The organism is Frondihabitans sp. 762G35 (assembly GCF_002074055.1).
In the GTDB taxonomy this organism is placed as follows: domain Bacteria; phylum Actinomycetota; class Actinomycetes; order Actinomycetales; family Microbacteriaceae; genus Frondihabitans.
Window position 1 is genome coordinate 2774145 of the sequence record NZ_CP014619.1, and the last position, 11860, is coordinate 2786004.

The window sequence follows — 11860 nt, forward strand, 5'->3', positions numbered from 1 at the left end:
GCCTCGCCCCGGGGAAGCCGGGGCGCAGGGCACCCCGCCGTCGAATACCGTGGGAGCATGACCCCTCCGTCCTCCCCGCCTTCCGAGAAGGACGCGTCGGCACCGACGCTCGCCGACCACGAACTCCGCGACTCGAGCAAGCTCACCGCCGCGGTGGTCTACAACCCGATCAAGGTCTCGCTGCGCGACATCAAGAAGTCGGTGAAGCGCCACCAGAAGGCCGCCGGCTGGAACGAGACCCTCTTCTTCGCCACGAGCATCGAGGACCCGGGGAGCGGAGTGACGCGGCAGGCCCTGGAGCAGGGCGCGGACGTCGTCGTCGCGGCGGGCGGAGACGGTACTGTGCGACGCGTCGCCGAGACGCTCCGCGGAACCGAGGCGGCGCTGGGACTCGTGCCGTCGGGCACGGGAAACCTCCTCGCCCGGAATCTGAAGATCTCGCTCGACCGCCTCGACGAGGCGATCGCCACCGTGTTCACCGGCGTCGACAAGAAGATCGATGTCGGCGTGGTCGACATCGAGAACCCCGACGGGAGCCGCGACCGGAGCGCCTTCGTCGTCATGGCGGGGTTGGGGCTCGACGCGAAGATGCTCGCGAACACCAACGACAGGTTGAAGAACCGCGTCGGCTGGCTCGCCTACGTCGACGCCATCTTCCGCTCGCTGCGCGACGAGAATCGCATCACCATCCGCTACGACCTCGACGGCACCGGCAGGAAGACGATGCGAACGAACACCATCATCGTCGGCAACTGCGGACTGCTGCCGGGGAACCTGATGCTCCTGCCCGACGCGGCCGTCGACGACGGGATCTTCGACATCGTCGCGCTCCGCCCCGAGAGACGGATCGACTGGATCGGCATCTGGCTCAAGATCGTGTGGGAGAACGGGGTGCTCCGTCGCAGCCGTACCGGCCGGAAGATCATGGAGCACACCCGGGAGATCAAGACCGTGCGCTACATGAAGGGTAGCGAGATCGTGGTTCGGCTCGACTCGCCGCAGGACTTCGAACTCGACGGCGACTCGCACGGCATGGCCGTCGCGATCCGCGCGTGGGTCGACCCGCTGGCTCTGACCGTGAGGGTCCCGGCCTAGGAGGTCGACGACGCGCCCTCGGGTGTGGTCGGGCCCCCGCCCTCTGCTCCGTCCGGACTGTCCGCTCCGGCCGGACTCTCCGCTCCGGCCGGACCGGAGAAGGGTGGTGCCGCTCCTCATCGCGCGTCGGGCTCTCCCGGCTCGCCGGCGATCAGGCCACGGAGCCAGTCTCGCGCTTCGACGAACGCCTGGTTGTCGTAGCGGGTGGTGACCGTGACCTGCTCGCGGTCGGCCCGCGGGTAGGAGCCGAGGAAGGTGACCCTCGGGCTGAACCGCTTGAGCCCGAGAAGGGCGTCGGCGACCCGCTCGTCGAGGATGTGCCCGTCGAGATCGATCACGAACCGGTAGCGGCCCAGGGCGTCGCCGATGGGACGGGACTGCAGGAGGCTCATGTTGATGCCGCGGGTCGCGAACTGCTCGAGCATGTCGAGGAGGCCACCCGCGCGGTCGTCGGGGAGTTCGGCGATGAGAGTCGTCTTGTCGGAGCCGGTCGCAGGAGGCACGGCCGAGACGCGCCCGACGAGCACGAATCGCGTCACCGCGTTCGGATTGTCGCCGATCCCGCTCGCCAGGATCTCGAGCGGGTAGTGCTCGGTGATGCCGGGCGGTGCGACCGCCGCGTCGGCGAGACCGCCGACGACGGAACCGCCCTCGGGCGGAAGGAGAGCGATCGCGGCGGCGACGTTGGAGGTCGCCGGGAGATGCCCGTGCTCCGGCAGGGATCGCTCCAGCCAGAGCCTGGTCTGCGCGTAGGCGACCGGATGCGCGTTCACGACCCGGACCTCGTCGAGACTCGTGCCGGGACGTGCGACGAGGACGAAGTCGACGGGAACGAGGTATTCACCCAGGATCCGGAGCCCCGGGACGTTCGCCAGGGCATCCTGCGTGGCGCTGACCCCGCCGTCGACGCTGTTCTCGATGGCGATCATCGCCGCGACGCTCCGGCCCGCCACGACGTCACCGAGCGCTTCGCCGACGTTGTTCACACTGCGCCACGTCTTGCCGACGGCCTCGGGCACCTGCTTGAGGGCGGCCTCGGTGAAGGTGCCGGCGGGGCCGAGATAGCTGTAGGCGTCGAGGGAGTCGTCGTGGTTCTGGGGCATGCGGAAGAGCCTAGGGCAGGGGTGACGGGCTCCATCGGCCGGGGAACCGACCTGTGGATAACTTCCGCATTCGGGCTCGACGAGTGCCACTATGAATGCCATGACCGATCGCGCAGGCACCTACGCCGAAGACTCCGACCTCATCGACCCCGAAGCCGTCTCAGCGGCCTACTACGACCTGATCCCCGACGTGTCGGATCCTGCTCAGAAGGTCGTCTTCGGCACCTCGGGGCACCGCGGCTCCTCCCTCGACGCGGCCTTCAACGAGGCGCACATCGCCGCGATCACGCAGGCCATCGTGGAGTACCGCGCGAATCAGGGCGTCACCGGTCCCCTGTTCATCGGCCGGGACACCCACATCCTCTCGGGCCCCGCGGAGCGCACGGCACTCGAGGTCCTGGCGGGCAACGGCGTCACCGTGCTCGCGGACGCCGAGGGCGGCTACGTGCCCACTCCCGTCGTCAGCCACGCGATCCTGGTCTACAACAACGACCCGTCGCACACCGATCAGGCCGACGGCATCGTGGTCACGCCGAGCCACAACCCCCCGCGCGACGGCGGTTTCAAGTACAACCCGCCCCACGGCGGGCCCGCTGACAGCGACGCCACCTCGTGGATCGCCGATCGCGCGAACGAGATCATCGCGGGCGGCAACGTCGAGGTGAAGAAGAGCATGGTGAGCCCGGGCCGCCACGACTTCCTCCGCGGCTACGTGATCGACCTCGCCAACGTCATCGACTTCGACGCCATCAAGAAGGCCGGCGTCCGTATCGGCGCCGACCCCCTCGGCGGCGCGAGCGTCGAGTACTGGGCCGCGATCCGCGACGCCTACGACCTCGACCTGACCGTCATGAACCCCGGGGTCGACCCGACGTGGCGTTTCATGACCCTCGACTGGGACGAGAAGATCCGTATGGATCCTTCGAGCGCGTCCGTGATGGCGAGCGTCGTCTCGCGGAAAGACGAGTTCGACATCGTCACGGGCAACGACGCCGACGCCGACCGTCACGGCATCGTGACGCCCGACGGCGGCCTGATGAACCCCAACCACTATCTCGCCGTCGCGATCGACTACCTCTACGCCCACCGGCCCGAGTGGCGCGACGACGCCGCCATCGGCAAGACGCTCGTGTCGTCGTCGATCATCGACCGCGTGGCGGAGTCCCTCGGCCGCCGCCTGTGGGAGGTCCCCGTCGGCTTCAAGTGGTTCGTGCCCGGCCTGGTCGACGGAAGCGTCGCCTTCGGCGGCGAGGAGAGCGCAGGAGCCTCGTTCCTCCGCCGCGACGGTTCGGTGTGGACCACCGACAAAGACGGCATCATCCTGGCCCTTCTCGCGAGCGAGATCCTCGCCGTGACCGGTAAGACCCCGTCGCAGCTCTACACGGAGCTGACGGCGAAGTTCGGCGACCCGGTCTATCAGCGCGTCGACGCGGCGGCCTCCAAGGAGCAGAAGGCCCGACTCGGGAAGCTCTCCGGCGACGCGATCACGGCGACCGAGCTGGCCGGCGATCCGATCATTGCGAAGCTCAGCGAGGCTCCGGGCAATGGGGCGGCGGTCGGCGGGGTCAAGGTCGTGACGGAGAAGGCCTGGTTCGCGGCGCGCCCCTCGGGCACGGAAGACGTCTACAAGATCTACGCCGAGTCGTTCGAGGGCCCCGAGCACCTCAAGCGTGTTCAGGCCGAGGCGAAGACGATCGTCGACGCGGCACTGGGGGGCTGAGCGGTAGCGACCGCTGAGTCCTCGCGACGAAGGAGGGGCACCCCGATCGGGGTGCCCCTCCTTCGTCTTCTTCCGCTGTCCGCTCGAGCCCTCACGTCGGCGCGAGACTCCACGATTTGCCACGCCCAGCGAAAGTGAGCGGCGTGTTGTGGAGTCTCGCGGAGAGACGGCTCGCGCCGCGGCGCGAGACTCCACAATTTGCCACGCCCAGCGAAAGTGAGCAGCGTGTTGTGGAGTCTCGCGGAGAGACGGCTCGCGCCACCGCGCGAGACTCCACAATTTGCCACGCCCAGCGAAAGTGAGCGGCGTGTTGTGGAGTTTCGGGGGGGGCGGGGCGGGGGCGCGCGGTGCGCGCGCAGACAGCGGCGGGCGCAGCCCGCCCCGACCTACTTGCCCGTCACCTTGCCGGGGTTGAAGCGCCCGGCCGGGTCGGCCGAGTCGAGCAGCCCCTGCATCAGAGCGAGCCCGGGAGCCGAGACGTCGTCGCGCATCCACGGGGCGTGCTCGAGGCCGACGCCGTGGTGGTGCGAGACGGTTCCGCCCTCGGCGATGAAGGCATCCTGGATGGCCTTCTTGACCACGTCGTACTGCTCGAGCGGCCGGTCGCCGTGCTCGAACGCGAACGTGAAGTAGAGGCAGGCGCCCGTGTGGTACGAGTGCGAGAGGTGCGCCATGATCAGGCCCTGCACGCCGACCTTCTCGAACGCCCGGTTCGCGGCGGCGTAGACGCCGTTGTAGAGCGGGAGCAGCTTCGACCAGGGGGCGGACGTCTCGGAGACGTCGGCCGCACCGCCGTGGTCGAGGAAGAAGTCGCGCAGGTAGGGCGTGTCGAACTTCTTCTGGTCGTAGAGCACGCCCGGCCCCTTGCCGACCCCGAGCCCGCCGTACTTCTTGACGATCTTGTTGACGAGCTTCTGGTTGCGGTCGACGTGCTCGTCGCTGCCCTCGTAGCCGATGAAGGACAGGCACATCTTCGCGGTGTCCCAGCCCTTGACCTTGAGGAAGCGCTGGAGCCCCTGCATGACGAGCGCCGAGACGCCCTTGCTCTCCTTGGAGGTCGCGAACGACATCTCCGTCTCGAACTCGTTGGACACGCGGGTCACCGACGGCGTCGCGTCGGACTCCGCGATGGCCTGCATCGCCTTGAGGCCAGCCTCCCAGGTCGGGAAAAGGTAGGCGAGGATCTCGCGCTTCTCGGGGATGCGGTGCACCTGCACGGTGACCTCGGTGATCACGCCGAGACGGCCCTCGCTGCCGAGGATCATCTCGCGGAGGCTCGGTCCGGTCGAGGCCGACGGAACGGCCCGGATGACGACGACGCCGTCGGGTCGCACCATGCGGAGACCCCGGGTGATGTCGGCGATGTCGCCGAACTTGTCGGACTGCATGCCCGACGAACGCGTCGCCACCCAGCCGCCGAGGGTCGAGTGCGTGAAGCTGTCGGGGAAGTGACCGAGGGTCCAGCCGCGCGGATTGAGCTGCGCCTCGATGTCGGGGCCCTGCGTGCCTGCCTGGATGCGGGCGAGCCCGGAGTCCTCGTCGATGTCGAGCACGCGGTCGAGGCGGCCCATGTCGAGGGAGATGACGATGCGGTCCTCGCCGGGCATGGGCTCGAGGCTGCCGACGATGTTGCTGCCGCCGCCGAAGGGGATGATCACGAAGTCGTGCTCGGTCGAGGCGGCGACGATCTTGGCGACCTCCGACTCGGTCGCCGGGTAGACGACGGCGTCCGGGGTGCGGGGGAAGACGCCGTTGCGGATCCGGATGAGGTCGCGGATGCTCTTGCCGTACGTGTGCACGACGCGCTCCATGTCGCCGATGACGACGTGGTCCTCGCCGACGATGAGCGAGAGCGCGCCCGCGACGTCCGCCGTGAGGCGCGACGACGGGATGTCGAGGTCGTCGAAGGCAGGAGCCACGGCGACGCTTTCGGAGTTGAGGTCGACGCCGACCATCTTCTTGACGAACGGCGCGAAGGCCGGCTTGTCGTCGTGGTGGAAGGCGGTCCCCTCGAGGCCCCAGCCCCACCACTTCATGTGCTTGACGTCGGGCCCGTCGGTGGCTCCCGAGGTCGTCGACGGCTTGAGATCGGTCACGGACGTGCTCCTTCGGATGGTGCGGACGCCCCAAGGATATCCGCCGAATACTGGGTCTTGAGTCGCAGGATCTCGGTGCGCAGCCGGGCGGAGAAGTCCAGCGCGGTCTCCCCCTGCTCCGGTCGCATCGGGTCGCCGAAGGCCACGCCGACGGGGAGTCGTCCGGGCCGCGGCCAGCTCGTGCCGCGCGGTTGCGCGATGTTGGCGCCGATGAGCGCGAGCGGCACGATCGGGACGTCGCAGGCCGCCGCGAGGCGCGCGGCTCCGGGCTTGAACGGGCCCATCACTCCGTCTTTGGAGCGGGTCCCCTCCGGGAACACGAGCACCGGGAATCCGCGCTGCAGGAGCGACGCGGCGCTGACCGTGGGATCGGCCCGGCCGCTCCTGCGCTCCGATCGCTTGGCCTCGGGCTCCGACTTCTCCGCGCGGCCCTTCCCGCGCGACCTGCCGCGCTGGATGGGGAAGGCGTTGAAGAAGAGGGAGGTGAGCCCGCGACGCCACCAGACGTCGAAGAAGTAGTCGGCCGCGGCTCCGGTCGCCAGGTAGCGCGAGAGCTTGCGCGGCAGCGCCCCGACGATGAGGGGCGCGTCGAGGTGGCTCGAGTGGTTGGCGATCAGGATGAAGCCGCCCTCGAGGCCTTTGAGGCGTTCGCGACCGAGGACGGTCACGTCGGTGACGGACCAGATCGTCGGCTTCATCACCCAGCGCTGGGCCACGAAGCGCGCCGACGCGTGGACGCGCGAGTTGAAGCGGTCGCGGACGTCGACGGCTCGGTCGCCGACGCGCCCCGCCACGTCGCCGGCGCGGCCCGCGACGTCGCCGGCGGCGTCGGACATGCGGCCGGCCACCTCGCCGGCGGCGTCGGACACGCGTCCGGCCACGACATGGATCCGGTCGGAGAGGTGCGCCTGGTCGTGCGCGGGAGCGTCAGAGGCCTCGGGCTCGTCGGTCGAGGCCCGCTTCGCCTCGTCGTCGCGGATCACGAGTTCACCGGGGTGCGGCGGCTCGACGAGATCTTCGCCGAGACGGCGCGCACAGCGCTCTTGGGAGCGTGTCGGAGCAGTCCGACGAGCACTCGGTACCGAACGGTGGGTATGGAGATCACTTTTCCCCTGTCGACGTCGCGCAGGCACGCGGACACCAGTTGTTCGGTGTCGAGCCAGAGGGAGTTTGGGATGCTCGAGGCGCGGATCCCGGCGCGCTGATGGAACTCGGTGCGCACCCAGCCCGGAAGGAGCGCGGTGACGGTCACGCCCGTCCCCCGCAGCTCGACCGACAGACCCTCCGAGAACGAGGTGACCCAGGCCTTGATGGCCGAGTAGGTCCCCATCGCGAGGAGGCCCGCCGTGGACGAGACGTTGACGATCCGGCCGGAGCCGCGCTCCCGCATCCCGCGCGCCGCCGCCCCCGACAGCACGAGCACGGCGCGGCACATCACCTCGAAGCCGAGGTCATGCGCGGAGACGTCCTCGGACGTCAGCGGGACATGCATGCCGAATCCGGCATTGTTCACCAGCAGCTCGATCGGGCGGTCGGGATCGGCGAGCCGGTCGGCCACGCGGTCGACGGCGGCGCGGTCGGCGAGGTCGGCCGGAAGGATCTCGACCGTGCGGCCGAGGACCCGCAGTTCCGCCGCCGTCGTCTCCAAACGGACCTCGTCTCGAGCGACGAGAACGAGGTCGTATCCACGATGTGCGAGCTGGCGGGCAAATTCGGCTCCGATGCCGGATGTGCCCCCCGTCACGAGCGCTACAGCCATGCCGCTTACGATACGGTGCTGGAGGGCAACTTCGTGCATCGATCACTGCTCAGACCCGCTCCGGAGGCAAACGTTTCATGACTACGACCAGTGGCGCGCGGAGCGACGAACCCTTCGACATCCGCGGATTCACGCGCACCGCGCAGGGCGACTTCCGCTCCGAGCTCGACCTCGCGTCGTTCGAGGCGACTCCTCTCGACGGGGCGACCCTCGACCTCGTCCGCTATCTCACGCGCCTCGAGGCGGCGACGATGGAGCACCTCCGCAATCTCCTCGTCACGGCCACGCACAAGGACGCCCGGGTGACCGCTTTCCTCGTCACCTGGGCGTTCGAGAAGTTCTGGATCGCCGAGGCTCTCGACGCCGTCCTGGAGAAGCACGGTCTGGAGCGGACGAAGAACGTTCCCGAGGGCACCAAGCGCCACGGGGTCGGCGAGGCCGTCGAGCGTCGCGGGCCGATCCGACGCGCGGTCATCGCGGTCGGGCTGGGCGCTCCGATCGTCGCCGTGCACATGGCGACCGGCCTCGTCGACGAATGGATTCTCCGAGCGGCATACGACCGTCTGCGCGAGACGACGCCCCACCCCGCGCTCCGCGACCTGGTCGCACGGATCCAGTCCATCAAGGCCCGGCACGAGGAGTTCTTCGCGGACGAGACCGACTGGCGTCTCCGCGACTCCGGCCGCGCCGTGCGCCAGACCCGCGCCGCTCTCCTGGCCGCCGTCTGGCCGATCGGCGCCGTGGAACGCGCCGCGACCGACCGCGACCTGTTCGAATCGTTCGTGTTCGGCGGTGAGGAGGGCGGTCGTCGCGCCTCCGCCATCGGTGAGCGCGTGGCCGGGCTCCCCGGCATGACCGAGGCCATCGGCAGCGCCACGGCCAGAAAGCTGATCCCGTGAGCACCCCGACACCCGTCCCGCATCCCGACCTCGGCGTCGACCTCGGCGGCAAGCACGTCTTCCTCACCGGAGGGACGGGCTTCGTCGGGCAGGCGATCCTCGAGCGCCTCCTCTCCTCGCACCCGGACACGACCGTGTCGCTGCTGATCCGTACGAAGGGCAGCACGTCCGGCGTCGACCGCCTGCGCCACCTCCTGCGGAAGCCCGTGTTCCGCTCCTGGCGGGAGCGCGTCGGCGACGAGGGGGTCGAGCGGGCCCTGACGACTCGTCTCCGTGTCCTCGAGGGCGGCCTCGACTCGGTGCCGCCGCTTCCGCACGATCTCGACGTGGTCATCCACAGCGCCTCGAGCGTCTCCTTCGACCCGCCCATCGACCAGGCGTTCGAGACGAACGTCGGCGGTGCGGTCGGGCTCTACGAGGCCCTCCTCGCCACGGGGACCGACCCCTACGTCGTGCACGTCTCCACCGCCTACGTGGGCGGGCTCCGCAAGGGGATCTTCCCGGAGGCCTCGCTGACGCACGACGTCGACTGGCGGACCGAGTTCGAGGCGGCGCGCGCCGCACGGTTCCGCGTCGAGCTCGCCTCCCGGCAGCCGGAGGTGCTCCGTCGCTTCGTGGCCGAGGCGCGGGCCAAGCACGGCAAGGAGGGGCCGCTCGCAGTCTCGCGCGAGGCCGAGGCCGGGCGCGTCGCGTGGGTCAAGGCCAAGCTCGTCGACCACGGCAGGATGCGCGCCGAGAGCCTCGGCTGGACCGACGTCTACACGCTGACGAAAGCCTTCGCGGAGCGCGCCGGCGAGGAGCTGTGGGCGGCGGCCGGGCACCGGCTGTCGTTCGTCCGACCCGCCATCGTCGAGAGTGCGCTGCGCCACCCCTACCCGGGCTGGATCGACGGCTTCAAGGTCGCCGACCCGCTGATCATGGCCTACGGGCGCGGGATGCTCCCGGAGTTCCCCGGCCTTCCCGACAGCGTGCTCGACGTGATCCCGGTGGACTTCGTCGTGAACGTGATCCTGCTCGTGGCGGCCAATCCGAAGCCGGACGAGACCCAGTACTTCCACGTCAGCTCGGGGGCGAGCAACCCGTTCCCGATCCACCGGATGTTCTCGAACCTCAGCGCCTTCTTCACCGCCAATCCGGTGCCCACGCCCGACAGCGGCTCCATCGAGGCCGCGACCTGGCGCTTCCCCGGTGGCCGCAAGGTCGAGCGGGCCCTGCGGCTGCGCTCCCGGATCAACGACGCCCGCGAGTCCGTGTTCATCCGGATGCCGTCCACCGACCGCACGCGGAAGGCGCTCACGGAGGTCGACCAACGCCGGGCCGACCTCGAGTCGCTCCAGAGCCTGACCGATCTCTACCGGCACTACATCCAGTCGGAGATCATCTTCGGCGACCGCAAGACGAAGGCCCTGCAGGATGCGCTGGTCGCGACCCAGCCGGAAGCCGTCTCCCGAGACCGCGGCTTCGACGTGACCGACATCGACTGGGAGGAGTACTTCCAGGAGATCCACTTCCCCGCGGTCACCACGATGACGCGCGCGTTCGTCGTGCGGCCGCCGTCTTCGGCCCGACCCGAGTCGGCCCTCCCCGAGCGCAGCGACGTCGTCGCGGTGTTCGACCTCGAGGGCACCGTCGTCGACTCCAACATCGTGGAGCAGTACCTCTGGGTGCGCTCGTCCGGTTTCGGCAAGGCGACGTGGCCGGGTGAGGTGGCGAGTCTCCTGGCGTCGCTCCCGGGCTATCTCCGCGCCGAGCAGCGCGACCGCGGCGAGTTCATCCGGGCCTTCCTCCGTCGCTACGCCGGGATGCCGGTCGCGCGACTCGAGGAGGTCGTGGCGAAGAACTTCGGTCAGACGATGCTCCGGCACACGATGCCCGAGGCCCTGGAGCGGATCGCCCTCCACCGCGCGGCCGGACACCGCACCGTCCTCGTGACCGGATCCATCGGAACCCTGGTCGAGCCGCTCGCCGGCCTCTTCGACGAGGTCGTCGCCGGGACGATGCATGCTCGCGACGGCATCTTCACCGGTTACCTGGCAGCGCCCCCTCTGGTGGACGAGGCCAGAGCGGCCTGGCTGCGCCAGTACGCGGAGACGAACGGGTTCGATCTCTCAGCGTCCTACGGTTACGGTGATAGCCACGCGGACCTCGTCTGGCTCGAACTCCTGGGCAATCCGAGCGCCGTGAACCCCGACGCCAATCTCTCGCGGGAGGCGCTCCGAAGAAAGTGGAGGATCCGCGATTGGAAGCGCGGACCATACGAGCTAACCTCGAAGCACGTCACCGACGCGGCGCGAGCGGCTGAGAAGAGCACCCCGAAGGGAGTGGAAGAGGCTTAATATTCCTCTTCCGACATGTAATGGCATTCGACATCGACAAGTACGCCGCCACCTCCGAGCGCCTGGGCTGGGACGACCTCGATCTCGATCACTTCCGCGAGAACCCCCTCTCGCCCGGGACTCTCCGCACCCTCCGCTACATGGCCGACGTCGAGTACCACACCGTCTGCTACACCCGCGACCTGCTCACGACGCCCTCGCACAAGGACGGCGACATCTCGACGTTCATGACGATGTGGAACCGCGAGGAGTTCTGGCACGGCGAGGCCCTCGGCGCCGTCCTCGAGGTGCACGGCATCACGGTCGACTACGACGCCCTCCGCGCCTCGCGGCTCAAGCTCGGGTGGCGCGACCGGCTCGACCCGATCAAGCAGTCGATGCTCGGCAAGATCGTCGGCAGCGACTTCGTCGCCGTCCACATGTCGTGGGGCGCCGCCAACGAGTGGTCCGCCGTGAGCGCATACAAGCGCATGGCCGACCTCGAGACCGACCCGGTCCTCGGCGAGCTCCTGCGCCGCATCGCCCGCCAGGAGGCTCGTCACGTGGCGTTCTACGTCTCGCAGGCCCGCGCCCGGCTCGAGAAGAGCGCGCGCGCTCAGAAGCTCACGCGGCTCCTGCTCTCGAAGTTCTGGGCTCCGGTCGGGTCGAGCATCATGGAGCGCGACGACGTGCAGTTCGTCTTCGGTCAGATCATGAGCGGCCCCGACGGTCGCCGCGAGATGCGCAAGCTCGACAACAACATCGCCAGCCTGCCCGGCATGAAGGGCCTCACCATCTTCGAGAAGGCGCTCGACGGTCTCGGCGTCGCCGCCTGAGCCGCCGACCGTCTCCGGAGACGGTCGGCGGCATCGG

General features: G+C 69.3%; 9 protein-coding genes. 5 read left to right on the plus strand and 4 right to left on the minus strand.

The features are described from left to right. Window positions 1-57 precede the first annotated feature (57 nt). Window positions 58-1095, plus strand: coding sequence for a diacylglycerol/lipid kinase family protein (locus AS850_RS13135; protein WP_119869522.1), 1038 nt, complete (start codon window positions 58-60; stop codon window positions 1093-1095). A gap of 116 nt (window positions 1096-1211) precedes the next feature. Here the strand turns inward: AS850_RS13135 and pheA are convergent, their stop codons facing one another. Next, window positions 1212-2198 carry a prephenate dehydratase gene (gene pheA, locus AS850_RS13140; RefSeq protein ID WP_119869523.1) on the minus strand — a complete coding sequence of 329 codons (987 nt, stop codon included), beginning with the start codon at window positions 2196-2198 and terminating at the stop codon, window positions 1212-1214. Window positions 2199-2298: 100 nt separating this feature from the next. Between pheA and pgm the strand changes: the two genes are divergently transcribed. After that, complete coding sequence (pgm, locus tag AS850_RS13145) at window positions 2299-3918, plus strand: phosphoglucomutase (alpha-D-glucose-1,6-bisphosphate-dependent) (protein ID WP_119869524.1); 1620 nt, start codon at window positions 2299-2301, stop codon at window positions 3916-3918. Window positions 3919-4304: 386 nt separating this feature from the next. Here the strand turns inward: pgm and AS850_RS13150 are convergent, their stop codons facing one another. Genes AS850_RS13150 through AS850_RS13160 form a run of 3 tightly spaced genes read right to left on the minus strand, consistent with a single transcriptional unit; the run spans window position 4305 to window position 7773 of the window. Beyond that, window positions 4305-6014, minus strand: coding sequence for an FAD-binding oxidoreductase (locus AS850_RS13150; protein ID WP_335589174.1), 1710 nt, complete (start codon window positions 6012-6014; stop codon window positions 4305-4307). Then, on the minus strand, window positions 6011-6997 hold the full coding sequence (locus tag AS850_RS13155; protein WP_236940719.1) for a lysophospholipid acyltransferase family protein: 987 nt from the start codon (window positions 6995-6997) through the stop codon (window positions 6011-6013). The genes AS850_RS13150 and AS850_RS13155 overlap by 4 nt, the downstream gene beginning before the upstream one ends. Further along, window positions 6994-7773: an SDR family NAD(P)-dependent oxidoreductase gene (locus AS850_RS13160; protein ID WP_119869525.1), complete on the minus strand. Its 780-nt coding sequence runs from the start codon at window positions 7771-7773 to the stop codon at window positions 6994-6996. The genes AS850_RS13155 and AS850_RS13160 overlap by 4 nt, the downstream gene beginning before the upstream one ends. Window positions 7774-7850: 77 nt before the next feature. Here AS850_RS13160 and AS850_RS13165 point away from each other — a divergent pair, with 77 nt between their 5' ends. The 3 genes from AS850_RS13165 to AS850_RS13175 are packed head-to-tail and all read left to right on the plus strand — an operon-like array spanning window position 7851 to window position 11823. After that, window positions 7851-8672, plus strand: a complete 822-nt coding sequence (locus tag AS850_RS13165; RefSeq protein WP_119869526.1) for a hypothetical protein — start codon at window positions 7851-7853, stop codon at window positions 8670-8672. Beyond that, a complete protein-coding gene (locus AS850_RS13170) occupies window positions 8669-11008 on the plus strand; it encodes an SDR family oxidoreductase (protein WP_119869527.1) in 2340 nt (779 codons plus the stop codon). Before AS850_RS13165 ends, AS850_RS13170 begins: the two co-directional genes overlap by 4 nt. Before the next feature lie 20 nt (window positions 11009-11028). Then, entirely contained in the window at window positions 11029-11823 is a 795-nt protein-coding gene (locus tag AS850_RS13175; RefSeq protein ID WP_119869528.1) for a ferritin-like domain-containing protein, read from the plus strand. The last annotated feature ends 37 nt before the right edge of the window (window positions 11824-11860 follow it).